This window comes from Nocardioides sp. BE266, assembly GCF_031457855.1.
Classification (GTDB): domain Bacteria; phylum Actinomycetota; class Actinomycetes; order Propionibacteriales; family Nocardioidaceae; genus Nocardioides.
In genome coordinates this window covers 221,776-246,705 of the sequence record NZ_JAURTI010000003.1, presented here as the reverse complement: position 1 = coordinate 246,705, position 24,930 = coordinate 221,776, and the positions used below count along the sequence as shown (strand labels likewise).

General features: G+C 72.1%; 26 protein-coding genes. 18 read left to right on the top strand and 8 right to left on the bottom strand.

The genetic code is table 11. The features are described 5' to 3' along the window. Window positions 1–28 precede the first annotated feature (28 nt). The 8 genes from J2X46_RS09780 to J2X46_RS09745 all read left to right on the top strand — a co-directional run bounded on the left by J2X46_RS09780 (window position 29) and on the right by J2X46_RS09745 (window position 9,858). Entirely contained in the window at window positions 29–715 is a 687-nt protein-coding gene (locus tag J2X46_RS09780) for a response regulator transcription factor (protein WP_310250708.1), read from the top strand. Further along, on the top strand, window positions 712–1,899 hold the full coding sequence (locus tag J2X46_RS09775; protein ID WP_310249641.1) for an ATP-binding protein: 1,188 nt from the start codon (window positions 712–714) through the stop codon (window positions 1,897–1,899). The genes J2X46_RS09780 and J2X46_RS09775 overlap by 4 nt, the downstream gene beginning before the upstream one ends. Before the next feature lie 46 nt (window positions 1,900–1,945). Next, on the top strand, window positions 1,946–3,478 hold the full coding sequence (locus J2X46_RS09770) for a carboxyl transferase domain-containing protein (RefSeq protein ID WP_310250706.1): 1,533 nt from the start codon (window positions 1,946–1,948) through the stop codon (window positions 3,476–3,478). Window positions 3,479–3,483: 5 nt separating this feature from the next. Then, complete coding sequence (locus tag J2X46_RS09765) at window positions 3,484–5,361, top strand: biotin carboxylase N-terminal domain-containing protein (protein ID WP_310249639.1); 1,878 nt, start codon at window positions 3,484–3,486, stop codon at window positions 5,359–5,361. A 40-nt stretch (window positions 5,362–5,401) separates the two neighbouring features. Then, window positions 5,402–6,334, top strand: coding sequence for a hydroxymethylglutaryl-CoA lyase (locus J2X46_RS09760; protein WP_310249637.1), 933 nt, complete (start codon window positions 5,402–5,404; stop codon window positions 6,332–6,334). 112 nt (window positions 6,335–6,446) lie between these two features. Next, window positions 6,447–7,532 carry a hypothetical protein gene (locus J2X46_RS09755; protein WP_310249636.1) on the top strand — a complete coding sequence of 362 codons (1,086 nt, stop codon included), beginning with the start codon at window positions 6,447–6,449 and terminating at the stop codon, window positions 7,530–7,532. Continuing rightward, the gene (locus J2X46_RS09750; protein ID WP_310249635.1) at window positions 7,529–8,671 is read left to right on the top strand and encodes a hypothetical protein; all 1,143 of its coding nucleotides are present in this window, start codon (window positions 7,529–7,531) and stop codon (window positions 8,669–8,671) included. The genes J2X46_RS09755 and J2X46_RS09750 overlap by 4 nt, the downstream gene beginning before the upstream one ends. Further along, on the top strand, window positions 8,668–9,858 hold the full coding sequence (locus tag J2X46_RS09745) for a hypothetical protein (RefSeq protein ID WP_310249634.1): 1,191 nt from the start codon (window positions 8,668–8,670) through the stop codon (window positions 9,856–9,858). Before J2X46_RS09750 ends, J2X46_RS09745 begins: the two co-directional genes overlap by 4 nt. A 4-nt stretch (window positions 9,859–9,862) precedes the next feature. On the opposite strand, the gene J2X46_RS09740 is transcribed toward J2X46_RS09745, so the two are convergent. Together J2X46_RS09740 and J2X46_RS09735 are read right to left on the bottom strand one after the other, a co-directional pair. Then, complete coding sequence (locus J2X46_RS09740; RefSeq protein WP_310249633.1) at window positions 9,863–11,122, bottom strand: hypothetical protein; 1,260 nt, start codon at window positions 11,120–11,122, stop codon at window positions 9,863–9,865. Further along, window positions 11,122–11,799, bottom strand: coding sequence for an EcsC family protein (locus J2X46_RS09735; RefSeq protein ID WP_310249632.1), 678 nt, complete (start codon window positions 11,797–11,799; stop codon window positions 11,122–11,124). The genes J2X46_RS09740 and J2X46_RS09735 overlap by 1 nt, the downstream gene beginning before the upstream one ends. Before the next feature lie 47 nt (window positions 11,800–11,846). Here J2X46_RS09735 and aat point away from each other — a divergent pair, with 47 nt between their 5' ends. The 3 genes from aat (at window position 11,847) to J2X46_RS09720 (ending at window position 13,534) form a co-directional block, all read left to right on the top strand. Next, window positions 11,847–12,530, top strand: a complete 684-nt coding sequence (gene aat / locus J2X46_RS09730; RefSeq protein ID WP_310249631.1) for a leucyl/phenylalanyl-tRNA--protein transferase — start codon at window positions 11,847–11,849, stop codon at window positions 12,528–12,530. 66 nt (window positions 12,531–12,596) lie between these two features. Further along, entirely contained in the window at window positions 12,597–13,061 is a 465-nt protein-coding gene (locus J2X46_RS09725) for a hypothetical protein (RefSeq protein ID WP_310249630.1), read from the top strand. 83 nt (window positions 13,062–13,144) lie between these two features. Continuing rightward, the gene (locus J2X46_RS09720; protein WP_310249629.1) at window positions 13,145–13,534 is read left to right on the top strand and encodes a ClpX C4-type zinc finger protein; all 390 of its coding nucleotides are present in this window, start codon (window positions 13,145–13,147) and stop codon (window positions 13,532–13,534) included. Window positions 13,535–13,629: 95 nt separating this feature from the next. On the opposite strand, the gene J2X46_RS09715 is transcribed toward J2X46_RS09720, so the two are convergent. After that, window positions 13,630–14,496, bottom strand: a complete 867-nt coding sequence (locus tag J2X46_RS09715; protein ID WP_310249627.1) for a DNA-formamidopyrimidine glycosylase family protein — start codon at window positions 14,494–14,496, stop codon at window positions 13,630–13,632. A gap of 46 nt (window positions 14,497–14,542) precedes the next feature. Here J2X46_RS09715 and J2X46_RS09710 point away from each other — a divergent pair, with 46 nt between their 5' ends. Beyond that, window positions 14,543–14,800, top strand: coding sequence for a hypothetical protein (locus J2X46_RS09710; RefSeq protein ID WP_310249625.1), 258 nt, complete (start codon window positions 14,543–14,545; stop codon window positions 14,798–14,800). A 117-nt stretch (window positions 14,801–14,917) separates the two neighbouring features. Then, the gene (locus J2X46_RS09705; protein ID WP_310249624.1) at window positions 14,918–16,126 is read left to right on the top strand and encodes an ATP-binding protein; all 1,209 of its coding nucleotides are present in this window, start codon (window positions 14,918–14,920) and stop codon (window positions 16,124–16,126) included. A gap of 307 nt (window positions 16,127–16,433) precedes the next feature. Here the strand turns inward: J2X46_RS09705 and J2X46_RS09700 are convergent, their stop codons facing one another. After that, the gene (locus J2X46_RS09700; protein WP_310249623.1) at window positions 16,434–17,855 is read right to left on the bottom strand and encodes an NAD(P)/FAD-dependent oxidoreductase; all 1,422 of its coding nucleotides are present in this window, start codon (window positions 17,853–17,855) and stop codon (window positions 16,434–16,436) included. A 185-nt stretch (window positions 17,856–18,040) separates the two neighbouring features. Between J2X46_RS09700 and J2X46_RS09695 the strand changes: the two genes are divergently transcribed. Further along, the gene (locus tag J2X46_RS09695) at window positions 18,041–19,018 is read left to right on the top strand and encodes a TerC/Alx family metal homeostasis membrane protein (protein WP_310249621.1); all 978 of its coding nucleotides are present in this window, start codon (window positions 18,041–18,043) and stop codon (window positions 19,016–19,018) included. A gap of 4 nt (window positions 19,019–19,022) precedes the next feature. Here the strand turns inward: J2X46_RS09695 and J2X46_RS09690 are convergent, their stop codons facing one another. The 3 genes from J2X46_RS09690 to J2X46_RS09680 all read right to left on the bottom strand — a co-directional run bounded on the left by J2X46_RS09690 (window position 19,023) and on the right by J2X46_RS09680 (window position 21,012). Further along, window positions 19,023–19,781 (bottom strand): endo alpha-1,4 polygalactosaminidase, encoded by a 759-nt coding sequence (locus tag J2X46_RS09690; protein ID WP_310249619.1) that lies wholly within the window; start codon window positions 19,779–19,781, stop codon window positions 19,023–19,025. A gap of 72 nt (window positions 19,782–19,853) precedes the next feature. Beyond that, window positions 19,854–20,477, bottom strand: a complete 624-nt coding sequence (locus tag J2X46_RS09685; protein ID WP_310249617.1) for a LysE family translocator — start codon at window positions 20,475–20,477, stop codon at window positions 19,854–19,856. 43 nt (window positions 20,478–20,520) lie between these two features. Then, window positions 20,521–21,012: a hypothetical protein gene (locus J2X46_RS09680; RefSeq protein WP_310249615.1), complete on the bottom strand. Its 492-nt coding sequence runs from the start codon at window positions 21,010–21,012 to the stop codon at window positions 20,521–20,523. 302 nt (window positions 21,013–21,314) lie between these two features. Here J2X46_RS09680 and J2X46_RS09675 point away from each other — a divergent pair, with 302 nt between their 5' ends. Then, window positions 21,315–21,782 carry a DUF2087 domain-containing protein gene (locus J2X46_RS09675; protein WP_310249614.1) on the top strand — a complete coding sequence of 156 codons (468 nt, stop codon included), beginning with the start codon at window positions 21,315–21,317 and terminating at the stop codon, window positions 21,780–21,782. A gap of 17 nt (window positions 21,783–21,799) precedes the next feature. Continuing rightward, the gene (locus J2X46_RS09670) at window positions 21,800–22,153 is read left to right on the top strand and encodes a UBP-type zinc finger domain-containing protein (protein ID WP_310249612.1); all 354 of its coding nucleotides are present in this window, start codon (window positions 21,800–21,802) and stop codon (window positions 22,151–22,153) included. 6 nt (window positions 22,154–22,159) lie between these two features. Here J2X46_RS09670 and J2X46_RS09665 read toward each other — a convergent pair whose 3' ends face one another. Then, complete coding sequence (locus J2X46_RS09665) at window positions 22,160–22,945, bottom strand: hypothetical protein (RefSeq protein WP_310249611.1); 786 nt, start codon at window positions 22,943–22,945, stop codon at window positions 22,160–22,162. Window positions 22,946–23,162: 217 nt separating this feature from the next. Here J2X46_RS09665 and J2X46_RS09660 point away from each other — a divergent pair, with 217 nt between their 5' ends. Together J2X46_RS09660 and J2X46_RS09655 are read left to right on the top strand one after the other, a co-directional pair. Next, entirely contained in the window at window positions 23,163–23,984 is an 822-nt protein-coding gene (locus J2X46_RS09660; protein ID WP_310249609.1) for a glycerophosphodiester phosphodiesterase family protein, read from the top strand. A 10-nt stretch (window positions 23,985–23,994) separates the two neighbouring features. After that, window positions 23,995–24,927, top strand: coding sequence for a DUF5926 family protein (locus tag J2X46_RS09655; RefSeq protein ID WP_310249607.1), 933 nt, complete (start codon window positions 23,995–23,997; stop codon window positions 24,925–24,927). Window positions 24,928–24,930 lie beyond the last annotated feature (3 nt).

Below are 24,930 nucleotides of genomic sequence, written 5' to 3'. Positions count from 1 at the left end.
CGTGACTACAGTGCGCGGCATGCCCCAGATCAGAGTCGTCCTCGCCGAGGACGGCGACCTGCTCCGGGCCGGTGTGCTCGCCCTCCTCGAGGCGTACGACGACATCGACGTGGTCGCGACGGCCACCAGCCTCCCGGAGCTGGTGAGCGCGGTCGACGAGCACCGCCCCGACGTGCTGCTCACCGACATCCGGATGCCTCCGGACTTCACCGACGAGGGAATCCGCGCCGCCGGCGAGCTGCGGCGCACCCACCCCGACATCGGCGTGGTGGCGCTGACGCAGTACTCCGACGTGGAGTACGCGCTCGACCTGGTGCGCGACGGCTCCGACGGCCGGGGCTACCTCCTGAAGGAGCGCGTGGCCGACGTCGACGAGCTGGTCGCTGCGCTCCGCACCGTGGCCGGGGGCGGCTCGGTGATCGACCAGATCGTGGTCGACGCGCTGATGGCCACCGGCACCCGTCGCCACGACTCGCTGCTCGACCGGCTCACTCCGCGCGAGCTCGAGGTGCTCGCGATGGTCGCGCGGGGGATGACCAACGCGGCGATCGCCGCCGAGCTGGTCATCACCGACCGCGCGGTGGAGAAACACATCAACTCGATCCTCACCAAGCTCGACCTGCCGTCCGACGCGCCTGTGCACCGACGGGTCGCCGCCACCCTGGTCTTCCTGAGCGAGGCGGGCGTGGGCGGCGGGGTAGCGCCCCGTCGATGAAGCGGATCCTGGCCGGCTGGGACGGCCTCGACCCGGCCCTGGCCTGGCTGCTGCGGATCAACCTGATCGCGCTGACCGCCGCGACCACCCTGCTGGGTGCGGCGTACCTCGCGGGGTTCAAGCACACGGCCGTCGAGATCGACCTCGGGGTCATGGTGGTCTCGATCGTGCTGATGCTGGTGACCCCGCCGCTGTGCCGGCGCTACGGCGCGTCCGCTGCCATCGCCGGGCTCGCGCTCTCGTCGCTGCTCTTCGCGTTCGGTGGCACGTGGGCCACGCCCAACCTCGCTCCGCTCACGGCACTGCTGACGATGTTCCCGCTGCTGGTGGGCTTTCCCTACCTGTCCCGGCGCTGGATCACCGCGCTGATGGTGGTCGCGGTGGTCGGCAGTGCCTCCGTGGCCGCGCTCGGCGAGTGGCGCCGGACCACGGCGCTCAACGAGCTCTGGTGGGTCAACGCGATCGTCATCGCCTCGTCCCTGCCGGCGGGTGTCGGCGTCGTCGTCTTCCTCGTGCGCGACGCCTACACGCGCCTGCGCGACCAGTCCACGCAGCTCGTGGAGTCGCGCACCCGCATCGTCGAGGTGGCCGACGCCGCCCGTCGCAGCCTGGAGCGCGACCTGCACGATGGCGCGCAGCAGCGGCTGCTCGCGATGAGCGTGACGATCGAGCGAGCCCGCAAGGAGCTCGAGGCCGGGCGCCACGAGGGCGCCACCACGCTGCTCGGCCAGCTGGCGGCCGACAACCGGGAGATCCTCGTCGAGCTGCGCGAGCTGGCCCGCGGCATCTACCCGCCGCTCCTCACCGAGCGCGGCCTGGTCGCCGCCCTCCAGTCCACCGCCCGCCGCTCGACGGTGCCGGTGACCCTCGACGTCGCGGACTTCGAGCGGCCCAGCCGCCAGGTCGAGGCGGCGGCGTACTTCTGCATCCTGGAGGCGCTCACCAACGCCGCCAAGCACGCCGGCGCCAGCGAGGTGCTGGTGAGCGTGCGGGGCCTGCCCCACCTGAGCTTCACCGTCTCCGACAACGGCAGCGGCTTCGACCAGGCGCTCGTCGACGCAGGCGGGCTGCTCGGCATGGAGGCGCGGATGGAGGCCGCGGGCGGCCGGCTGCGGCTGGAGACCGCGCCGGGCTGGGGGACGACCGTGCACGGCGAGTTCCCGCCACTGGACTCCGTGGGTTAACGATCGCTAACCTGAGGTGGTGAGCGAGCCCCAGACGTCACCCTCCATGCGCGAGCTCGTCGACGACCTCCGCACCCGGCTGGCCCGGGTCCGCCAGGGCGGGTCGGAGTCCGCGCGCACGAAGCACACCGACCGCGGCAAGCTGCTGGTCCGCGACCGCGTCGACCGCCTGCTCGACCCCGGCAGCCCGTTCCTCGAGCTCGCGCCGCTCGCGGCCTACGGCATGTACGGGTCCGATGACTACGCCGTTCCTTCCGCCGGTGTCGTCGGCGGCATCGGTCGCGTCTCGGGCCGCGAGTGCGTCATCGTCGCCAACGACGCCACCGTCAAGGGCGGCACCTACTACCCGATGACGGTCAAGAAGCACCTGCGCGCGCAGACCATCGCCGCGGAGAACCACCTGCCGTGCATCTACCTCGTCGACTCCGGCGGCGCCTTCCTGCCGATGCAGGACGAGGTGTTCCCCGACCGCGAGCACTTCGGCCGGATCTTCTACAACCAGGCCAACCTGTCCGCGAAGGGCATCCCGCAGATCGCCAGCGTGATGGGCTCCTGCACCGCCGGCGGCGCCTACGTCCCGGCGATGTCCGACGAGACGGTGATCGTGCGCAACCAGGGCACGATCTTCCTCGGCGGCCCGCCGCTGGTGAAGGCGGCGACCGGTGAGGTCGTCAGCGCCGAGGACCTCGGCGGCGGCGACGTCCACGCCCGCACTTCCGGCGTGGTCGACCACCTCGCCGAGGACGACGCGCACGCGCTGGCCATCGTGCGCTCGATCGTCGACACGCTGCCCGCCGCCACCCCTGCTCGTACGCCGTCCGCGGAGGTCGAGGAGCCGCACGAGTCGCCGGAGTCGATCTACGACGTGGTGCCCACCGACACCCGGACGCCGTACGACGTCCGCGAGGTGATCCGACGGGTGGTCGACGGCAGCCGGTTCCACGAGTTCAAGAAGCTCTACGGCGACACGCTGGTGTGCGGCTTCGCGCGGATCTTCGGCCACGAGGTCGGCATCGTCGCCAACAACGGCATCCTCTTCAGCGAGTCGGCGCTGAAGGGCGCGCACTTCATCGAGCTGTGCAACCAGCGCAAGATCCCGCTGGTGTTCCTGCAGAACATCACCGGCTTCATGGTCGGTCGCGAGTACGAGAACAAGGGCATCGCTCGCGACGGCGCCAAGCTCGTCACCGCTGTGGCGTGCAGCGTCGTGCCGAAGTTCACCGTGGTCATCGGCGGCTCGTTCGGTGCCGGCAACTACGGCATGTGCGGGCGCGCCTACGACCCGCGCTTCCTCTGGATGTGGCCCAACGCCCGGATCTCGGTGATGGGCGGCGAGCAGGCCGCCTCCGTCCTCGCGACCGTGCGCACCGACCTCGAGGACGAGGCCGCGGTGGAGGCGTTCAAGGCCCCGATCCGCGAGCAGTACGAGACCCAGGGCTCGCCCTACTACGCCTCGGCCCGGCTCTGGGACGACGGGATCATCGACCCCGCCGACACCCGCCGCGTCCTCGGCATGGCCCTCGCCGCGACCTCCTACGTCCCGATCCCCGAGCCGTCCTACGGCATCTTCAGGATGTGAGCACTGTGCCCACCCTTCTCATCGCCAACCGGGGCGAGATCGCCCTGCGCGTCATGCGCACCGCGAAGCGCCTCGGCTGGCAGACCGTCGCCATCCACACCGACCTCGACGAGGCGGCGCCCCACGTGCGCGCTGCCGACCGGGCCGTGCGGGTCGGGTCCTACCTCGACGTCGACGCCGTCGTCGCGGCCGCGCAGGAGTCGGGCGCCGGGTTCGTGCACCCCGGCTACGGCTTCCTCTCCGAGCGCGCGCCCTTCGCCCGGGCGCTCGCCGAGGCCGGCATCACCCTCGTCGGCCCCAGCGCCGACGTGATGGACGCGATGGGACGCAAGGACGCCGCCCGCGAGATCGCCGTGCAGGCCGGCGTGCCGGTGGTGCCGTCGTACGGCCTCGGCGAGGACCCGGGAGCCTTCGCCTACCCGGTGCTGGTCAAGGCCGCCGCCGGTGGTGGCGGCAAGGGCATGCGTGTCGTGCGCACCGCCGCCGAGCTGCCCGAGGCGAGGGCCGCGGCGGCACGCGAGGCGGCGAGCTCGTTCGGCGACGACACCCTGCTCATCGAGAAGTACGTCGAGTCCGGACGCCACATCGAGGTGCAGGTCCTCGGCGACACCCACGGCACGGTGCTGCACTTCTTCGAGCGCGACTGCTCGACCCAGCGTCGTCACCAGAAGGTGCTCGAGGAGGCGCCGGCCCCGACGATCAGCGACGCCCAGCGCGAGGCGATCACCTCGGCGGCGGTCGCCCTCGCCCAGCAGGTGTCGTACGCCAACGCGGGCACGGTGGAGTTCCTGCTCGACAACGCGACCGGCGAGTTCTACTTCCTCGAGATGAACACCCGGCTCCAGGTCGAGCACCCGGTGACCGAGGAGGTGACGCGGGTCCGCGGCGAGCGGGTCGACCTCGTCGAGCTGCAGCTGCGTGTCGCGACCGGCGAGCCGCTCGGCATCGAGCAGGCAGACGTGACCCTCGAGGGCCACGCGATCGAGGCCCGCGTCTACGCGGAGGACTCCTTCAACGGCTTCCTCCCCCAGGCGGGGGTCGCCACCCACGTCATCTGGCCGGACTCGTCGGGCGACCCGGACGCGCTCGTGCGCGTCGACCACGCCCTGGAGTCGGGGCAGGAGGTCAGTGCGTCGTACGACCCGATGCTGGGCAAGGTCATCGCTTGGGGGGCCGACCGCGACGCGGCACGCGAGTCCCTGGTCGAGGCGCTCGACGCGACGGCGATCCTCGGGCTCACCACCAACACCGGCTTCCTCCGCGCCCTCGTCGCCTCCAGCGAGTTCCGCGACACGACCATCGACACGGCATGGCTCGACCACCACGAGGTGCCCGCCCCCGACGACGCGGACGCGCGCGTCCTGGCGGGGGTGGTGCTGGGCGTCGCGCTCGACGCGAGCCCGCGCGGCCCGTGGCAGCCCGACGGCTTCCGGCTGGGCGGTGATCGCGCCCCCTTGACCGAGTTCGGCCGGAACCTCTCCGGGTCCGGCTGGTTCACGAGGCCGACGTCCGCAGAGGGCCTGCAGCGAGTCGGCTCACTGAGCCACGGCGACGGCTTCGTGCTCCGCGGACGGGACGGCACCGAGGTCGTCGTCCACGGCCAACGGTTCCTCCTCGACCGGCGCGACCCGTTCGCCGACCACTCCGCGGTCGCGGGCGACGGCACCCTCCTCGCGCCGATGCCCGGCACCGTCCTCGCGGTCAACGTCACCGACGGCCAGCACGTGGCCGAGGGTGAGACGCTGGGCGTGATGGAGGCGATGAAGATGGAGCTCGCGCTCAAGGCGCCCTTCGCCGGCACGGTGACCTCGGTCGGCGCCTCGACCGGCGACCTCGTCAAGCTCGGCGCCGTGCTCTTCGTGGTCGAGCCCTCCGCTGGTTGAGCAGCGAGGAACGAGCGTGTCGAAGCCAAGGAGCCCGCAGATGACCCTCCCGATGAACGTGCCCGCCGACGGCCTGCCGTCCGCGGTCACCATCTACGAGGTCGGCCCCCGCGACGGCCTGCAGAACGAGAAGGCGATCGTCCCGGTCGACGTCAAGGCCGAATTCGTACGACGACTCGTGGCCGCCGGCCTCCCGGTCGTCGAGGCCACCAGCTTCGTGCACCCGAAGTGGGTCCCGCAGCTCGCGGACGCCGCGGAGCTGATGACCGACCTCGGCGAGGAGGGCCGGCACCTCCCGGTGCTGGTGCCCAACGAGCGCGGGCTCGACCGGGCGCTCGAGCTCGGCCTGGAGCACATCGCGATCTTCGGCAGCGCCACCGAGACCTTCGCGAACAAGAACCTCAACCGCACCTTCGACGAGCAGTTCGCGATGTTCGAGCCGACCGTCGCGCGCGCCCGCGAGGCCGGGATGGACGTCCGCGCCTACGTCAGCATGTGCTTCGGCGATCCGTGGGAGGGCGCCGTGCCGATCGAGCAGGTCGTCACCGCCGGCACCCGGCTCCTCGACCTCGGCGCGAGCCAGCTGAGCATCGGCGACACGATCGGTGTCGCCACGGCCGGCCACGTGAAGGCCCTCGTCGCGGCCTTCGCCGACGCGGGCGTCGGCACCGACCGGCTGGCGATGCACTTCCACGACACCTACGGCCAGGCGCTCGCCAACACCTTCGCCGCGCTCCAGGAGGGGATCACCACCTTCGACGCGAGCGCCGGCGGCCTCGGCGGCTGCCCCTACGCCAAGTCCGCGACCGGCAACCTCGCCACCGAGGACCTCGTGTGGATGCTGACCGGGCTCGGGATCGACCACGGGGTCGACCTCGACGCCGTCGTGGCGACCAGCGTCTGGATGGCCGGACAGCTCGGTCGCCCGAGCCCGAGCGCCGTCGTCCGCGCCCTCGCGCAGAGCGCTGGTTGAGCAGCGAGCGAAGCGAGCGTGTCGAAACCGAGCCCATCGGGTGCCTCGGTTTCGACACGGGACTTCGTCCCTGCTCGACCAGCGGCACGGTCACTCGGGCAGAATCAGCGACATGACCCGCGTCGTCCACCTCCACATCGGGGCCCCGAAGACCGGGACGACCTACCTCCAGGACCGCCTGGACCTCAACCTCGCCTCGCTGGCGCGCCACGGCGTGACCATCCCGGCGCCGCGGTCCGGGCACTCCGACGTCTTCCACTTCCGCGCGGCGCTCGACCTGCTCGAGCAGGACTGGGGCGGTGCGCCCGGCCACGCCCGAGGCGCGTGGGACGCGATGGTGCGCAAAGTCCAGAAGGCCGACGGCAACGTGGTGATCAGCCACGAGATCCTTGCCGGCGCCAAGCCCGACAAGGTCGCCAAGGCGATGAACGACCTCGCCGGCAACGAGGTCCACGTCATCTACTCCGCGCGCGACCTCGGCCGCCAGCTGCCCGCCGCGTGGCAGGAGTCGATCAAGCAGGGTCGCAAGTGGCCCTTCAAGCGCTTCCTCACCAAGGTCGAGCGCGGCCAGACCTGGTTCTTCAACGCGATGGACCTGCCGACCGTGCTGGCCCGCTGGGGCGCGAAGCTGCCGCCCGAGCGTGTCCACGTCGTCACCGTCCCGCACGACCGCGGCCCCAACGGCGACGAGCTGTGGCTGCGGTTCTGCCGGGCCTTCGGCATCGACCCTGCCTGGGCGCCCCTCGACTCCGAGCGCGACAACCGCTCCCTCGGCATCGCCGAGACCTCGCTGCTCCGCAAGCTCAACCGCCGCCTCGAGCTCGGCGTGCGCCGCGACCCGGTCTACGACAGCCTGATCCGTGAGCAGCTCGCGCAGGAGGTGCTCGTGTCCCGCGAGGCGATCCCGGTGCGGCTGCCTCCCGACCGCTACGACTTCGCCGAGCAGCAGGCCGAGCTCTGGATCGAGTGGATCAAGGGCAGCGGGGTCGACGTCGTCGGCGACGTGGAGGACCTGCGGCCCCGCCGTCCCGCGCCCGAGGCCGACTGGCGCGACCCCGACCTGGTCCGGGCCAAGCTCGAGCTCGGCGCCGCCCTCGACGCGCTGGCCGAGATGACCCAGGAGGCCGCCAACCGCGCCTCGACCGAGACCCTGGGCGGTCGGCTCCGCGGCACCGCCCGTCGACTGCGCGACCGTTGACCGGGCGCGCACAGAGCTGGGTCGCCCACCTGCGCCAGGGCGGTACGACGCCGTGGCTCGCGTGGCGCGGCGACATGTCCGCGGACCCGCCGACCGGCGTCGTACCAGGTGCGCAGCAGCTCGAGCTGCTGCGTCGGATCAACCTGGCCCGCGAGTCGAGTGCTGGGCCCCGCGGCGGCCACGACGGGTTGAGCACTCAACTCGCGGATCGGGTGCTGGCGGCACCCGCCGCCGGGCGTGGCAAGGCCGATCTGCCGCTGATGGGCCTCGAGACCCCGACCTTCGGTGCGCAGCCGGTGGACCCGGCGACCGTCAGCGCCCACGAGCTGCTCCGGGTCGCGAGCGTGCTGCTCGCCGACGACCTCGTCGCGCTCGGCGCCGACCCGGTCCGCACGACCTGGGCGCGGCCGTGGCGGCTGCGCTACCGCCTCGTCGGTGACCCGGTCCTCGTCGCCCACTGGCGCGAGGACCTCGCCTCGCGCGGGCGCCCCGAGGGCGGTCCGCGGCCGTTCCTGGTCGCCGTCGGCCGTCCCCTCGACGAGCTGCTCGCCCACACCTGGACCCAGCGCTGCTTCGAGACGGGCAGCACGCCGTGGACCGAGTGGCTGCGGTTCTGGCGCGAGCGCGACCAGCTCCCCGCCCGCGCCGACCTGCCCGCGTCGGCCCGCAGGTGGGGCGCGCGCCGGCCGTTCGTCCGGATCGTCACCGACCACGACCGGCTGCCCCGCCAGGTCGGCGTACGACGCCTGCCGCTGGTGCGGGTGCCCGGCGCCGACCAGGCCGAGCTGGCCCGCCGCATCGCCGCGGTCGTCGGCCTCCGGGTCCCGGCGCACGAGCGCCCGGCCCTCATGCGCACCCTCCAGCACCGGATCCCCGACACGGGCACCGCACCTGCCGTCGTACCTGCGCGGGAGCGGGAGTGGGTCGCCGCCTCGGCCGCCCGCATGACGCGGGAGATCAGCCGCGCTGGCTACGCTGTCGTCGGCGACCTCGCCGCCCTCGCGCCGCGCACCGAGCCGCCGGCCGCGACCGGCCCGGGGGTCGCCGACCAGCAGGTGCTGGACCTGGCGATCCGCATGGTCGTGGATCCCGGGTGGCGCGCGGCAGACCGGAGGGTGGAGAGGAGCGTGGAGCGGTGAGCAGGCGAGTGCTGCTGCACGTGGGCTGCCCGAAGACCGGCACGTCGTACCTCCAGGACGTCCTCTTCCGCAACCAGAAGACGCTGCGCGAGCACGACATCCTCTATCCCGCCGACCGCTTCGACGCGCACTTCCTCGCCGCGCTCGACCTGATGACGCTGCCGTGGGGCGGCCTGGAGACCGAGGCCGTCGGCGCCTGGGACCGGCTCGCCGCACAGGTCCGCGACTGGCCCGGCACCGCGATCATCAGCCACGAGATCTTCGCCCGCGCGACGCCGACGCAGGTCGAGCGCGCACTCGCCTCGCTCGGCGACGCCGAGGTCCACCTCGTCCTGTCGGTGCGCGACCTGGTCCGCCAGATCCCCGCGGAGTGGCAGGAGAACGTCAAGCACCGCAGCCACATCACCTACGCGAAGTTCCTGCAGACCATCCGCGACCCGGCGCGCGACTCCAAGATCGGGTCGTGGTTCTGGGCGGTGCAGGAGCTCCCCGACATCCTCGCCCGGTGGGCCGGCTCGCTGCCGTCGGAGCGGGTCCACCTCGTCACGGTGCCGCCGTCGGGCTCCGATCGCGGCGAGCTGTGGCGCCGGTTCTCGCACACCTTCGGCCTCGACGGCCTCGAGCTCGACCTGACCGCCGAGCGCGAGAACCCGTCGCTCGGCGTTCCGGAGACCTCGCTGCTGCGCACCATCAACCAGCGGGTCACCTCGATCATCTCGCCGCCCGACTACCGCCCGCTGGTCCGCGAGCTGCTCGCCCACCAGACCCTGTCGCGCGGCGTCGCCTCGGCGCGCCTCGGCCTCTCACCCGAGGACCACGCCTGGGCGCAGGACCTCTCGCGCGGCTGGGTTGCCGCGATCGCCGAGGAGGGGTACGACGTCTCGGGCTCGCTCGACGACCTCGTCGGTCCCGACCTCGGCACGTTCGTCGACCCCGACACCGTCACCGCCGAGCTGCTGCTGCCGTCGGCCCTCGACGCGATCAGCGCGCTGCTGGTCGAGGGCGCCCGCCTCCGTGCGGTGGAGGAGCGGCTGCACGAGGAGCTCCGGGAGGCGCGTGACGACGTGGACCGGGCCCGCGCCACACCGACGTACCGCGTCAAGCGGAAGGTCGTGCGGACCCTCGAGGAGAGCCCCGCCGGCCGCGGCACCCTCGACGCCTATCGGCGGATGAAGGGCAAGAAGTAGTCCGTCAGCCGCGCGACTCGCACCCGCGGAGCACCTCGCCGGCGCGGCAGGCGTCCCGGCCGGGGTTGCCGTGCAGCACGTCGCGCCCGGCCCCGCCGTCGAGCACGTCGTCGTTCTCGGTGCCCCAGAGGACGTCGGGCCCGCCGCCTCCGTGCAGCAGGACGGGCGCGGCTCCGTAGAACGCGCGGACGCGCTCACCGAAGTCGGCCCCGTCGAAGGTCCACCGCACCCCGTCGCCGAGGACGAGACGCTCGAAGCCGGACGTCCGTCCGATGACCCCGGTGCCGGTCCTGACCCGGCCCCGGGAGTTGTCCCAGGTCATCCGGGCGTCGCCGAAGCCGCGCGGGACGACGTCGACGTCGTCGCGGCCGGTGCCACCGGCGACGGCGAACCGGTCGCCGGGGCGCAGGACCATAGTCACGTCGTCGCGCCCGCCCCCGGAGTCGACGTCGGCCGACCCGGTCGTGAGGATCGAGTCCGAACCGGCACCGGTCTGGATCCTCGATCCCGCGGCACGCCACTGCACGTCGACGAAGTCGGCACCAGGTCCGGTGTCGACCTCGTCCGCACCACTGCCGATCACGAGGAAGTCGTCGCCGTCCCCCGAGTCGACGCGGTCGTCACCCTTCCGCGGGACGATCGAGTCGTCGCCGCCCGCGGCGGTGATGACGTCGTCGCCCGCCCCGGTGTCGAACACCTCGTCGCGATCGGACCCGGTGATGATGTCGGCGTGTGCCGTCCCCACGACCGCAATCGCAGGCTGGAGGACGATCGTGTCCGAACCTTCGCCGACCGCGGTGCCGGCCACGAGGTCGACCGTGACGCCCGCCGGGCTGTCCGCCCAGCTGATGGTGTCGTAGCCAGGCCCGTTGTCCTCCTGTCCGTCGGTGAGCGCGGTCGGGTCGAGCCCGACGTCGATGGTGTCGTCACCGGCACCGGGGACGACCAGGTCTGCCTGGTAGACCCCGTTCTCGTCACGGCCGCTGAGGCCGCCGAGGAGCCGGTCGTCGCCCGCCCCGCCGCGGAGCACGTCCCCACCGCCGAGCCCGCAGACGACGTCGTTGCCGCCGAGGGCGTCGACGCGGTCCGGGCCCTCGGTGCCGACGATGACGTCGTCGCCCTCCGTGCCCTGGGTGGGCCGTCCCTTGACGGCGACGATCGTCGCGGCGCGACCCTCGCACGTCGCGTCCGTGGCCCCGACCGGTGATGATGTCGCCGCCAAGGACGCGGTGAGCGGCACCAGCGCGAGCAGCAGGAGGCGCATCAGCGCTTGCGCGGCAGCAGCTCGCGGTCGGCGTAGCGGCCGACCTTCCAGGTCGCGAAGCCGTCGGCACCGGCGCCGACGACGCCGCCGATCACCGGCACCCGGCGCCCGACCGTGGTCGCGAGGCGCTTGCCCGCGACGCGGGTGACGATGTCGGTGGCGACGACCAGGGAGATGGTGCCGTCGAGCGTCGGGTCGTGGGCCGGCGCAGTGGCGAGTCCCATCGGGGTCGAGGGCAGCTTGCGCTTCTTCACCAGGTCGCCGACCTGCTCCTCGCCGAGCAGCAGCGCGAGGATCGCGTTGCGCACCCGCGGGTCGTCGAGGTCGTGGCCGCGGAGGTGGGCGATGCCGGCGACCATCCGGCACTGGATGAGGGCCAGGCCGGTGACGTTGGCCGGGATGGTCACGGCCATGGTCACCAGGCCGCCGATGTTGGTGACGAAGCCCTGCGCGCCGGCCATCCGGACGTTGTTCTCGATGACCTCGTGGATGGCGCGTTCGACGTCGCCGCGTTGCTCGTCGAGCTGCTTGTCGGCGGCCGTGGCGGCGGGGGCGAGCGGGCCGACACCGTCGATCGCGCGGTTGAGCGCCTCGCGCACGAAGCTGGTCGTCAGCCCGGGTGCGAGCTCCTGGATGCGCGGCGCGAGCTGGCGCCCGACGGTCTGCTTCAACCCCATGCCGCGATCGTACGGCCGAGGTGGGGGCGACTCGCTAGCGTGAGAGCGTGCCGATCGCGCCCGACCCGACGCCGTGGGCGTTCCCCCACCACTCGACGTGGGACCCCGACGACGACCTCGTCGCGCTCGGCGCCGACCTCGAGGCCGGCACGCTGGTCACCGCCTACAGCCTCGGCCTGTTCCCGATGCCGGTCACCCTTGACCGCGAGGAGCTCGGCTGGTTCTCGCCGGTGGAGCGGGGTGTGCTGCCGCTCGACGCGCTCAAGGTGTCGCGGTCGCTGCGGCGCTCGGCCCGCGACTTCGAGATCCGCGTCGACACCGCCTTCGACGAGGTGATGGCGCAGTGCGGCAGCCCGGACCGGCCCGACGGCTGGATCACGCCGGAGTTCGTGCGCGGCTACACCCGGCTGCACACCCTCGGCTGGGCGCACTCGGTCGAGGCGTGGCGCGACGGCCGGCTCGCCGGAGGGTTGTACGGCGTCAGCATCGGTGGGCTGTTCGCCGGGGAGTCGATGTTCCACCACGACCGCGACGCCTCGAAGGTCGCGCTCGTCGGCCTGGTCGACCTGCTCCGCGACGAGCACGCCGACCACCGGGTGCTCGACGTGCAGTGGCAGACCCCGCACCTCGCCACCCTCGGTGTCGTACGACGCCCGCGCGGGGAGTACCTCGAGGCGGTCGAGCAGGCGCTCGGCCTTCCCCAGCCGGCCGCCTTCGGAGTGGACGATTGAGGCGCGCCACGACAGGGTAGGCACCCGATGTCGACGCGAACGCCGCGTCCGTGCGAAGGGGAGCCCATGAACATCCTGACCCGCCTCACCACGACCAGCGCGATCCTGCTCGTCGCAGCCGTGACCGCGGCGTGCGGAGGCGGTGGCGGCGGCGCTCCGGCCGACGCGAGCAAGGACGACTTCTGCAAGGCCCAGTCGAGCCTGTTCACCAACCTCGACATCGACCTCACCAACCCCGACGCGGCGCTGCCGAGCGAGAAGGAGCTCGCCGACGCGATGCACACGTGGGCCAAGGAGATCGAGAAGGTCGGCACCCCGGACGGCATCTCCGACGACGCGCGCGAGGGCTTCGAGGAGACCATCAAGGCGGCGAAGGACATCTCGGAGGCCGACCTCAAGTCGCCCGACCTCGACGCCCTGGAGAGCGACATGTCGGCCGACGCGAAGAAGAAGGTCGAGGCCTTCACGACCTACGTCGGCGACACCTGCGGCTCGATGTTCGGGGACCTCGACGTCCCCGAGATGCAGTGACGGCACTTTCGTCGGCTCCACCCCGCGGGGTGGAGGAGCCCGGTAGCATCGTGTCCATTGGGTCGGTGACGGAAGGCGAAAGCATGAGCATGACCCGTGAGGGCAGGATCTGTTCCTTCTGCGCCACGCCCGGGGGGCCCGGCACCGACGTCCCCCTCATCGGCGGGCTCGGCGCACAGGTCTGCGAGTCGTGCGTCGACACCTTCCACGAGGTGCTCCACGACCCGGAGCGGGTCGCGGCGGCGCGCGCGACGATGCCGTGGGAGCGGATGACCGACCCAGAGCTGCTGGCGACGCTGCCCCAGATCCTCGCCTCGGCCGAGCAGAACTTCTCCTTCGCCCAGGAGTGGGTCGAGATGCTGCACGATCGCGGCGTCACGTGGGCCGAGATCGGGCGCGTCCTCGGCGTCACCCGGCAGGCCGCGTGGGAGCGATTTGCGAAGAAGTCGGCGTCCAAGGGCGCAACTGCGTGACATGAGGCACCCTCGTCAAGGTAAACTTGACGCACGGTGTTGGTCGGACTGTCACGGGGGTGGGTCCGACCAGCACCTTCTACATGCCCGGGGCCTCACTTCAGCAGCTTCGACATCCGCCGGTCGGCCAGCGGCTTGCCGCCCGTCTGGCACGTCGCGCAGTACTGCAGGCTCGAGTCGGCGAACGACACCTCGCGCACCACGTCGCCGCAGACCGGGCACTTCTGGCCGGTCTTGCCGTGGACCGCGAGGTTGCTCTTCTTCTCGCCCTTGAGCTCGCTCATCGCGACCCCGCTCGCCCGCTGGACGGCGCCCGTCAAGGTGTCGCGGATCGCGTCGTACAGCGTCTGGAGCTCGGCGTCGTCCAGGCTGTTGGCCGGCTTGAACGGCGACATCCTCGCCGCGTGCAGGATCTCGTCGGAGTAGGCGTTGCCGATGCCGGCGACGATCGACTGCATCCGCAGCACGCCCTTGATCTGCTTGCGGCCCTCGGCCTCGAGGATCGAGCGCAGCACGTCGACGGTGAAGTCGTCGGCCAGCGGGTCGGGCCCGAGCCGGGCCACACCCGGCACGTCGGCGGGGTCGCGGACGACGTACATGGCCAGGCTCTTCTTGGTGCCCGCCTCGGTGATGTCGAGCCCCACCTCGTCGTCGATGACAACCCGGACCGCCAGCGGGTTCTTGCTGTTTGGCCGGGCGGGCAGGGCCGGCACCTCGTCGCGCCAGCGGATCCAGCCGGCGCGCGCGAGGTGGATGACCACGTGCACGCCGCTGGCGTCGATGTCGAGGAACTTGCCGTGCCGCGTGACGTCGTCGACCAGCGTGCCGTGCAGCGCCTGGAGCGGCGGGTCGAAGGTCTTCAGCGCGCTGAAGGCGGCGAGGTCGATGCGGGTGATGGCCCGGCCGACCAGGCGTCCGCGCAGGTCCTGGACGAGGGCTTCGACCTCCGGCAGCTCGGGCACGAACCAGAGTCTAGGCAGATCTTTGTGGGCCGGGTCACAATGGGACATGGCCCAGCAGCGCATCCAGCGGACCGGGGCGGTCTTCCTCGACCCCCGCGGTGAGGACCGCTCGCTGCGCGTGACCTGGCACCAGGAGTCGCTGCTCGTGGTGCTGTCGCTGTGGCGCGACAACGTCTGCGCCGGCACGTTCCGGCTGGCCGCAGACGAGGTGCCCGACCTGATCGCACTGCTGCGCAAGGGCCTCGACGAGTCCTACGACGCCGCCCGCGACCGCGTCGAGCGCTCCTCCCCTCAGGCGGGCTAGCAGGGCGGGTGCGTCACGGACGGCTCGGTCACGGATGCGATCGTTCAACCGTTTCGGCGACTCGCCGAGTATCCGGGTCTCTAGGGATGGGCCTAGATTCCCCGATAGCGTCGGATCGTGGACCCGATCCGGAACCCGTACGCCCCGGGCGCGGGCCAGCGCCCGCCCGAGCTCGCCGGCCGCGACGAGCAGCTCTCCGCCTTCGAGGTCGTCCTCGAACGCGTCGCCAAGGGCCGTCCCGAGCGCAGCCTGGTGCTCACCGGGCTGCGCGGGGTCGGCAAGACCGTGCTGCTCAACGCGCTGCGCGGGGCCGCCGTACGCACGGGCTGGGGGACCGGCAAGCTCGAGGCACGTCCCGGCCAGGGCCTCCGGCGACCGCTCAGCAGTGCGCTGCACCAGGCCGTCCGCGAGCTCGGCCACCGCGACGAGGAGTCGCTCGACCACGTGCTCGGCGTGATCAAGTCCTTCGCCCACCGCGACGCCGGCTCCAACGCCAAGCTGAAGGACCAGTGGAGCCCGGGCATCGACGTGCCCGCCGTGCGCGGGCGGGCCGACTCCGGCGACATCGAGATCGACCTCGTCGAGCTCTTCACCGACCTCGGCGGGCTCGCCGCCGACGCGGGCAAGGGCATCGGCATCTTCATCGACGAGATGCAGGACCTCGGCGCCGATGACGTCTCCGCGCTCTGCGCCGCCTGCCACGAGCTCAGCCAGTCGGGCCTGCCGGTGATCGTGGTCGGTGCCGGGCTGCCGCACCTGCCCGCCGTGCTCAGCGCCAGCAAGTCCTACAGCGAGCGGCTCTTCCGCTACCAGCGCATCGACCGGCTCACCCGCGACGCCGCCGACCGCGCCCTCGAGGCGCCCGCCGCCTCGGAGGACGCCGCCTTCGAGCCCGACGCCCTCGCCGCGATGTACGACGCCACCGGCGGCTACCCGTACTTCATCCAGGCCTACGGCAAGGCCGTCTGGGACCTCGCCCCCCGCTCGCCGATCACCGCCGCGGACGTCGCCGTCGCCGCCCCCGAGGCTGAGTCCGAGCTCGCCGTCGGGTTCTTCGGCTCGCGCTACGAGCGCGCCACGCCGGGGGAGCGCGACTACCTGATGGCGATGGCCGACGTCGCTGTCGCCCAGGTCGAGTCGGGGGCCGACCCGGACTCCGACGCCGTCCTCAGCGCCGATGTCGCCGCCGCCCTCGGCAAGAAGCCGCAGTCCCTCTCACCCGCCCGCGACTCGCTCCTCAAGAAGGGCCTCGTCTACTCCGGCGAGCGCGGCCGCATCGCCTTCACCGTCCCCCACTTCGGCAGGTACCTCCGCGAGCGCGGCTGAGGCCTCCCGGTGCCCTTGGTTTCGACACGAGCCTCGAAACCACGATCCGCGTGCGCTGGGGTGGTCGGGCACATCGATCCTGTGCTTGTTTGGCGCCTCCGCTTCGCTCCGGCGCATGTCGCGGCGCTCGTAACCCGCTCGTTCGTCGTCGCGCCCGCACCCTCTCCCGCTTCGCTCCTCCGGCTTTGCCGCTCCTCCTGCACTCCCGGGCGCGCCGCGACGAAACACCCGCCACTCACCAGCGGACTGGACCCGGCGTCTCCGGATTGACTTGAGATCAATTCAATCTCCGCGCGGGACCGTCGGTTCACGGCCGGCGGAACTCCCGCGGGAGGTCTTCGAGCATCCGGAGCCAGAGCTCGCTCGCGGTGGGGTACGACGCCACGGCGTGGCGGAGCACGTGGACCGGGACGCCGCCGACGATCGCGACGGTGGCGGCGTGGACCAGCTCGGCGACCTCGGGGCCGACGAAGGTCGCGCCGAGGAGCAGGCGGGTCTGGGCGTCGACGACGATCTGCGACTGGCCCGCGACGTGGTCGCGCAGCAGCCCGGTGCCCGCCGCGGCCGAGGTGGGCACGCGGGAGACCACGACGTCGTGACCTGCTGACCGGGCCTCGGCCTCGGTGAGCCCCACGCTCGCCACCTCGGGCTCGCTGAACACGACCTGCGGCACGGGTGCCTCGCGGTCCGGCTCCCACGCGACCTCGCCGGTGGCGCGGGCGGCGATCCGGGCACCGGCGACGCGTGCCTGGTGCTTGCCCCAGTGGGTGAGCGGGGGCCCGCCGCTGGCGTCGCCAACGGCGGACAGCCACTCGGGCAGCCGACCCTCGGTGACGTCGTCCGGGGTGAGGCCGACCGTCTCCAGGCCGAGGGACTCCAGTCGCGGTGAACGGCCGATGGCGAGGAGCAGCTCGTCGGCCTCGATCTCGCCGCGGGTGGTCGAGACCGTGACGGCGCCGCCGTGGACCTTCCCGATGCCGGTCGCCGCCGGATCAACGCGGTGCACCCCGGTCACCTCGCAGCCGATGTGCACGGTCACCCCGCGCTCGCGCAGGCCCTCCAGCACGGCCTCGCCGGCGAACGGCTCGGACCGGCCGAGCAGGCGGCTGCGCGCGAGCAGGGTCACCGACGAGCCGAGCGCCGACATCCAGACCGCGGCCTCGCAGGCGACCACGCCGCCGCCGACGATGACCAGCCGGTCGGGGACCTCGACCACGCCGGTCGCGTCGCGCGAGCCCCACGGGAGGGCGTCGGCGTACATCTCGGGGACCACGGGTTCGCTGCCGGTGGCGATCACGACGGCCTGCCGCGCGGTGAGCAGCACCTCGTCGCCGGACGGCGTGGCGACCGCGACCGTGCGCTCGCCGGCCAGCCGACCGGAGCCGCGGACGACCGCGAGGCCGGCTCCCTCGGCCCACGACACCTGGCCGGAGTCGTCGTAGTGGGAGACCCAGTCGTCGCGGCGCTCGAGCAGCGCCTTCGCCGCGACGTGCGCGGTCGAGACACCGGGCAGGTCGGCGGTCGTGGCGGCGACGGCGACCGGGCGCAGCAGTGCCTTGCTGGGCATGCACGCCCAGTAGCTGCACTCCCCGCCGAGCAGCTCGTGCTCGACGATCGCGGCCGTCATGGCGCGGCCGTCGACCTCGACGCCCTCGACGGCGTACTGCGCGGCGTTCTCCCCGACCGGACCGCCGCCGATGACGACGACGTCGTACTCGCGTGTCTCCATGCTCGCGAGACTACGGGGGCCGGGCCGTTTCGCCAGCCGGTTGTCCGGTCAACTAAACTGCACCCCGAGGGGAGTACCCCACCAACGCTCGTCGGTCACTACGGCGCCTCAGCAGGCGCCCCGGCGAGAGGCCGGCTCAGCGAGGCGGCGGGGGAGACCTCAGGAGCTCGTTCCTGAGGAGACCCATGTCGTCCATCGCGTCCCCCACCCTCTGGCTCGTCACCATCGGTGTGGTGCTCGCCCTGCTCGTCGTCGACTTCGTCGCCACCCGGCGGCCCCACGAGGTGTCGATGAAGGAAGCGCTGGCGTGGTCGGCGTTCTACGTCGCGCTGCCGCTCACCTTCGGCCTCTACGTCTGGAACGCCCACGGCGGCGACCGCGGGCTGGAGTACTACACCGGCTACCTCGTCGAGAAGACGCTCAGCGTCGACAACCTCTTCGTCTTCATGCTGCTGCTCGCGGCCTTCGCGGTGCCCGAGGTGCTCAAGCAGCGGGTGCTGCTCTACGGCATCGTCGGCGCGCTCGTGCTGCGCGGCATCTTCATCGCCCTCGGCGCTGCCGCCCTGTCCCGCTTCGACTGGGTCTTCCTGGTCTTCGGCGGCGTCCTGCTCGTCACCGGCCTGAAGCTGCTGCGCGACGCGGTCCGCGGCCAGGAGCACGAGGTCGACGTGGCCGAGCTGCGCATCGTGAAGGTGCTGCGCCGCTTCATGCCGGTCAGCGACGAGTACGACGGCGCGCGCCTCACCGTCGTCCGGAAGGGCGTGCGGGTGCTGACGCCCTTCGCGCTGGTGACCGCCGCCGTGTTCGCCACCGACATCGTCTTCGCCGTCGACTCGGTGCCTGCCGTCTACGGCATCACCGGCGACCCCTACCTCGTCTTCGTGACCAACGCCTTCGCCCTGCTCGGGCTGCGCGCGCTCTACTTCGTGCTCGAGGGTGCCCTCAGCGCGCTGGTCCACCTGAGCTACGGCCTGGCCGCGATCCTCGGCTTCATCGGCGCCAAGCTGGTCCTCCACTGGGCGCACCTGGTGTGGCCGTCGGTCCCCGACGTGCCGACGCTGGCGTCGCTGTTCGTGATCGTCGGCATCCTGGCCGTCACCATCACCACCAGCCTCGTGGCGAGCCGGCGGGCGAAGGCCCGCGACCCGGAGCTCGTCGGCTGAGGCCTCAGCAGAAGCGTCGTACGCCGTTCGGGGTGAGGTCGCGGTCGCGCAGGACCACGGCCAGCTGGTCGCCGTACCCGGCGCAGGTCTTCTCGAAGTCCTGGGCGCGGTACTCGATGACGAGCACCTGGTCGCCGTAGACGTCGGTGTAGGCGCCGCACTCGTCGTAGCGGCCGCACTCCTCGGCGACCGCGAAGTCGTAGCCGGCGCGGGTGCCGTCCCAGCCCGCCCGGTTCTTCTGGCCGGCCGCGAGGCCCGCGTCGTGGGCCCGTGCGGTCAGGAGCCGGGCGAACGCGGTCGCGTGCCGCGCCTTCACCAGGCCCTGGCTGCGGGAGTAGGAGTCGAGGTTGTCGAACTCCACGGCGTCGAAGCCGTCACGGGCGCAGCCGGCGGTCCAGCGGCCGACGATGCGGGCGAGGCGCTCACGCTTCGCGGGCGTGCGGATGTCGAGCAGCCACTCGCCCCACGCCTCGTCCTCGACCAGCCGGCCGCGACCGTCCTGGAGCAGCAGGTCGCGGTGCTTGCGCCAGAACCGCTTGGCGTCGGGCTGGGTCTGGAAGCCGTTGACGTAGCAGACGTTGTACGCCCCCGGCGCGGGCGTCTCCGTGCGGTCGCGCACCACGATGCCCACGTTGTCGGGCACGTAGGCCGGACCACCGAGCTGGTAGTCGACGTCGGTGCCGGTCGGCAGCGGCGTCGGCTCGGCGGCCGCCGGCGCGGCAAGGGCGACGAGCAGCAGGAGCGACGTCAGCAGGGTGCGCATGGGCGCCAGCCTAGGTAGTCCTCGGTCTCGACACGCTCGCTTCGCTCGCTGCTCGACCAGCGGGGGGAGGGGCTACTCGGCCGCGAGCATCGTGGCGCCGAGGCCGATCATCATCGTGCCGCCGGTGGCGCTGAGGGTGTCGAGCCGCGAGGGCCGGCGGGCGAACCAGTCGCGCGCGGTGCCCGCCGCGATCGCCCACGTGCCGTCGGAGAGCACAGCCATGGCGCCGAAGACCAGGCCGAGCAGCATCGTCTGCAGCGCGATCGGGCCCGTCGGGTCGGTGAACTGCGGCAGGAACGCCACGAAGAACACGATCGTCTTGGGGTTGGTCGCCCCGACCGTGAAGCCGATCCGCACGGGGTGCCCGCGCCGGACGGGCACGGCGGCGGCCATCGCCAGCCGCGCGTCGGCCCGGTGTCGGATGGCCTGGATGCCGAGCCAGATGACGTACGCCGCACCCGCGACCTTGATCAGGGTGTACGCCGTCGCGCTGGCGGCGACGACCGCGCCGAGTCCGACGGCCACCAGGGCGACCTGTGCGGTCACGCCGAGCCCGTTGCCCACCACCGAGAGCAGGGCCTCGCGCCGGCCGACGGTGAGCGCACGGCCGATGGTGAAGAGCAGGCTCGGGCCCGGCACCTGGATGAAGAGGATCGAGGCGACGAGGAACGCGACCCACTGGCTCGACGACGGCATGGCGCCAGTGTGGGGCCATCCCGTCGTCGCTGTCAGGTGTGTTTCAGCAGCCGCAGGAGTAGTACGTGATGTCCCAGTGGTTGCTCTCGCGGGCGTAGACGTTGCCCGAGGGGGCGGTGTAGAGCGCGGCACCGTCGCTGCGGGTGCCGGAGTAGGAGTAGTGGCTGGTGATGTAGCTCGAGACGCAGGTGGTGGGGCTGACGTCGACCTTGTAGCCGTTCCAGTGGCTGTAGGTGCCCGACGCGTGGCCGGTCTCGGTGCCGCCGGTGATGGTGATCGCGCAGCCGCTGATCGACCTGAACGTCTTGATTCCGCTGACCGTCTCCTGGTTGATCTGGTCGTAGGACGTGCAGGTGGAGACGTTGCGGTTGGTGCAGCCGCCGCTGGAGACGCGGCTGATGCCGGCCGCGGAGAGCTGGCTGGCGGCCTGCGCGTCGGTCAGCTTGGTGACCGCGTGGGAGGGGCTGACCAGTCCGACGACCGCGATGAGCGAGCCGAGGACGGTGAGCAGGACCTTGCTGGTGGTGCGGTGCATGAGGCATGACTTCCTGGTCGTGGCGAGACCCCCGATGGCCTCGCCGCTCCCTCCACCCGAACCGATGCCGACCGCCGGGGTCAACCCCGCGCGGGTGAACCGTCAAAGAATTTGCCCTCGTCCTTGAGTCTCTGGGAGACTCACGGCACAGGGCGTCGTCCACCGCCCAGCCCACGCGTCGGCCCCAGTCCGTGCGAGGTGGCGAAGGGGAGCAGATCCTCGGACGCATCCGAGAGAGCTGATTCATCGATTCGCCCGCTGCAGCGGCGTACTGGGGACGCAGCGCAGTCGAGGTGACCACGATGACCAGGGACAGTGACTTCAAGCAGGTCGTGCGTGCGCGCATGGCCGAGACCGGTGAGAGCTACACCGTCGCCCGCGCGGCGGTGCAGGGGAGCACGAGCCCGCACGACGCGGCGTACGACGTCGCGCGTGTCGAGCAGGAGCGGCTGGTCGGCCGGCTGTTCACCGACGGGCGCATCGAGCGCGTGCCGGCGAAGCGGAAGGTGCGCGCCGGTGTGCTGCTCGAGGTGGTGAGCAGGTTCGAGCCGGGGCGGACCTACTCCGAGAAGGAGGTCAACGAGGTGCTGCTCGGGGTGCACGAGGACTTCGCCTACCTGCGCCGCGAGCTCGTGAACTACCACTACCTCGAGCGCGAGGCCGGTCGCTACCGGACCGCGGCGCGCGCTCCGCAGCGGTCGGTGGTCGAGCTCCAGGAGATCCCTGCGTGGGAGGCCCACTGGCTGCCGGCCTTCCTCGCGGGTCGCTGACAGGGCAGGGTGGGGTCATGACCGATCCCACGCCTGCAGGCATCGACCCCGAGGTGGCGCCGTCCGGACCGGGCTGCGTCGAGTGCGAGGAGGCGGGTGGCTGGTGGGTGCACCTGCGCCGCTGCGCGCAGTGCGGCCACGTCGGGTGCTGCGACAGCAGCCCGGCGCAGCACGCCACCGCTCACTTCCGCGCGACGGGCCACCCGGTCATGCAGAGCTACGAGCCGGGCGAGGACTGGTTCTGGGACTTCACCCGGTCGGTCGGCGTGATGGGCCCGCGGCTCGCGGACCCGCAGTGCCACCCCGAGGACCAGCCGACCCCCGGCCCCACCGGTCGCGTGCCCGACGACTGGCGCGACCACGTCCACTGACGCGCGTCAGCAGCCGGCAGCGGTGAAGGTGAAGTCGCTGAGGAAGATGCGCTGGTTGCCGTTGCCCGAGTTGTTCCAGAACGACATGACGATCGGCGAGCTGGCAGCGATCGTCCCGCTGTAGGTGACCGTGAGGTTGCCGGCACCCGAGTTGTTGTTCTGGTTGCCCTGGTCGTCGGGGCGCCAGGCGTTGTTCGTGTTCGACGGCGGCGTCCCGTTGGTGCCGTCGCCGTTGATGTTCGGACCGGAGTAGGTGCGGCTCCCGGTGAGCTCGACGCGGTCGTTCCAGTCGCCGTTCTGTCGGTCGATGTCGGTGATGGTGAAGCTCAGGCCGGTCACCGCACGGTCGAAGGAGATGGACACCTCCTGGCGGTTCGCGCGTCCCGTGGGGATAGGGGACTGGTGGGAGATGTTCAGCCCCGCTCCCTGGTTGAGCCCGCCGACGTTGTTGGCAGCGGGCGACAGGACGGTGGACACCCGGAGGTTGTCGCCGTCGCGCTGCATCGTGCCGACCATCTTGCTGCTGAAGGTGACCTGGATGGGCAGGGTGCCGACCGGGCCGGTGATCGTGGCGACGCCGGTCTGGATGCCGCTTGTCGTCGTCGGAGTCGGGTAGGACGTCGTGAAGGCATCGACGGTGTTGTCGTTGCTCCAGTCCAGGCGCCACGTGAGGCTGGTCATCCCGCACGAGGCCGCGAACGCCGGCGCACCGACGCTCGCGGCCACGACGGGCACGGTCCAGGCCGCGGTCCGCACGACGTTGCGGCGCGTGGGCAGCGTGACTTCACTCAACTGAGATCCCCATCCCTGAGGAAGCCCTGGCGTATCCCCACACGCTCGTGGCGGGCCCCTCGCCTCGAACGTAATCAGGCCCTACCGCACGCCCGGCGCCTTCGGGATTCCTTCGACGAACGTTGACGCTTTCCCGATTTTTGGGGATGACAGGTCTAGACCGAGGCTCCTCACCACCTTCCCGCTCGCGGGTCCCCGGACGTGCCATGCTCGGCGCATGCGTCGTACGCCGCGCATCCGCCGCGCCCGTCAGCCCCGCACCCGGCCGCAGGTGGTCGCCCACCGTGGCAGCAGCCACGACACGGCCGAGCACACGCTCGCGGCCTACGTGAAGGCGCTCGACGAGGGCGCCGAGGCGCTCGAGTGCGACGTCCGGCTGACCGCCGACGGCCACCTGGTCTGCGTGCACGACCGCAACCTGAGGCGTACGGCGTCCAACGCGGGGATCGTCTCGACGATGAACCTGGCCGAGCTCGACGAGCTCGACTTCGCGTCGTGGAAGAGCCCGTGGTCCGACCTCGACGACGAGGCGCCCGAGCGCGACCCCGAGCACGGCAAGGTGCTGACCCTGCGCAAGCTGCTCACCACGGTGGCCGACTACGACCGCCCGGTTGAGCTGGCCATCGAGACCAAGCACCCGACCCGCTACGGCGGACTGGTGGAGCGGCGCCTGGTCGAGACGCTGGGCGACTTCGGGTGGGACCGGGCGGGGTCGCCGGCGCGGATCATGAGCTTCTCGCTCAACGCGGTGAACCGCGTGCGCAAGCTCGCCCCCGAGCTCGACGTGGTGATCCTCGTGGACAAGGCGCACCACTGGCCGGTGCTGCGCCCGGTCATCGGCGACGACTGGATCGTCGGCCCCGGCATCGACGAGCTGCGCGACCACCCCGGCCTCGGCAAGCACCTGGTCAAGGCCGGCCGCGAGATCCACGTCTGGACGGTCAACACCGCCGACGACCTCCAGATCTGCCTCGACCTCGGTGTCACCGCGGTCATCAGCGACCGCCCGGCCCACATGCTGGAGCTGCTCGACGGCTAGATTTCCGGCCATGGCCAAGAAGTCCCGCACCAAGTCCCAGCCCGCCGACGCCGCGCCCGGCGAGGTCGGCCCCCGTCAGCCGTGCCCCTGCGGCTCGGGCAAGCGCTACAAGGCCTGCCACGGCGCGGCCGGTGGCGCGGCCCCGACCTTCGTGGCCCGGCCCTTCGAGGGGATGCCGAGCGAGTGCGACGTGATCGCGCTGCGTGAGCTCGTCCCCGCCGCGACCGCCCCGCTGACGCTCAAGGAGGGCTCGCGCAAGGTCCGGCTCGCCACGCTGCTGCCCGGCGCCGCACCGGCGATGGTGCGCGACTCCGGCGACATCTGGCTCGGCCTGCAGGTGCAGCACTCCTACGGCAACCCCGCGCGCGACCTCGGCGCGGTCCTCGAGGCGGCCCTGGCCACCGAGGAGCCCGGCATCGTCGGCCTGATGAGCGCGCCCGGCGACGGGTGCAGCATCCAGGACCTGATCACCGACACGGAGCTCGACATCACCGTCCACGACGGCTTCGAGTACTGGATCGACGACATCCCCGACCGCGACGCCACCATGGAGGCCGCCCTCGAGCAGGCCAACGGCGGCGTGATGCCCACGACGCGGCTCACCTCGGTCGAGGCGGCGTACTGGACCAACGTCGGCACCAAGGAGCACCTGCGCTGGGTGATGCCCCACCCCGAGGACCAGCTCCTCGACGCGCTCGCCCGCCTGCACGCCGCCGGCGACGACTCGGTGGCCGACGGATCGCGCTTCGTGGGGATGTTCCGGGCCCACGGGCTGCTCGCCCCGGTGTGGGACCTGCCGCTCGGCACGGGCGCCGAGGTGCTGGAGGGTCCGGCCACGGCGTTCGCCGCCGCGCTGGACGACGCACTGAAGGGCGGAGACCTCACCGCGGCCGAGCGCTCGGCCCGGGCAGGACTTGCCAACCGGCAGGTGACGATCCGGTAAGGA

Bases quoted from the DNA above. Each gene is read 5' to 3' on its own strand.
- J2X46_RS09755 (WP_310249636.1), top strand. From the start codon at position 6,447: ATGACCCGCGTCGTCCACCTCCACATCGGGGCCCCGAAGACCGGGACG.
- J2X46_RS09720 (WP_310249629.1), top strand. From the start codon at position 13,145: ATGAGCATGACCCGTGAGGGCAGGATCTGTTCCTTCTGCGCCACGCCC.
- J2X46_RS09695 (WP_310249621.1), top strand. From the start codon at position 18,041: ATGTCGTCCATCGCGTCCCCCACCCTCTGGCTCGTCACCATCGGTGTG.
- J2X46_RS09680 (WP_310249615.1), bottom strand. From the start codon at position 21,012: ATGCACCGCACCACCAGCAAGGTCCTGCTCACCGTCCTCGGCTCGCTC.
- J2X46_RS09685 (WP_310249617.1), bottom strand. From the start codon at position 20,477: ATGCCGTCGTCGAGCCAGTGGGTCGCGTTCCTCGTCGCCTCGATCCTC.
- J2X46_RS09690 (WP_310249619.1), bottom strand. From the start codon at position 19,781: ATGCGCACCCTGCTGACGTCGCTCCTGCTGCTCGTCGCCCTTGCCGCG.
- J2X46_RS09660 (WP_310249609.1), top strand. From the start codon at position 23,163: ATGCGTCGTACGCCGCGCATCCGCCGCGCCCGTCAGCCCCGCACCCGG.
- J2X46_RS09770 (WP_310250706.1), top strand. From the start codon at position 1,946: ATGCGCGAGCTCGTCGACGACCTCCGCACCCGGCTGGCCCGGGTCCGC.
- J2X46_RS09735 (WP_310249632.1), bottom strand. From the start codon at position 11,799: ATGGGGTTGAAGCAGACCGTCGGGCGCCAGCTCGCGCCGCGCATCCAG.
- J2X46_RS09710 (WP_310249625.1), top strand. From the start codon at position 14,543: ATGGCCCAGCAGCGCATCCAGCGGACCGGGGCGGTCTTCCTCGACCCC.
- J2X46_RS09760 (WP_310249637.1), top strand. From the start codon at position 5,402: ATGACCCTCCCGATGAACGTGCCCGCCGACGGCCTGCCGTCCGCGGTC.
- J2X46_RS09725 (WP_310249630.1), top strand. From the start codon at position 12,597: ATGAACATCCTGACCCGCCTCACCACGACCAGCGCGATCCTGCTCGTC.
- J2X46_RS09655 (WP_310249607.1), top strand. From the start codon at position 23,995: ATGGCCAAGAAGTCCCGCACCAAGTCCCAGCCCGCCGACGCCGCGCCC.
- J2X46_RS09740 (WP_310249633.1), bottom strand. From the start codon at position 11,122: ATGCGCCTCCTGCTGCTCGCGCTGGTGCCGCTCACCGCGTCCTTGGCG.
- J2X46_RS09700 (WP_310249623.1), bottom strand. From the start codon at position 17,855: ATGGAGACACGCGAGTACGACGTCGTCGTCATCGGCGGCGGTCCGGTC.
- J2X46_RS09675 (WP_310249614.1), top strand. From the start codon at position 21,315: ATGACCAGGGACAGTGACTTCAAGCAGGTCGTGCGTGCGCGCATGGCC.
- J2X46_RS09670 (WP_310249612.1), top strand. From the start codon at position 21,800: ATGACCGATCCCACGCCTGCAGGCATCGACCCCGAGGTGGCGCCGTCC.
- J2X46_RS09775 (WP_310249641.1), top strand. From the start codon at position 712: ATGAAGCGGATCCTGGCCGGCTGGGACGGCCTCGACCCGGCCCTGGCC.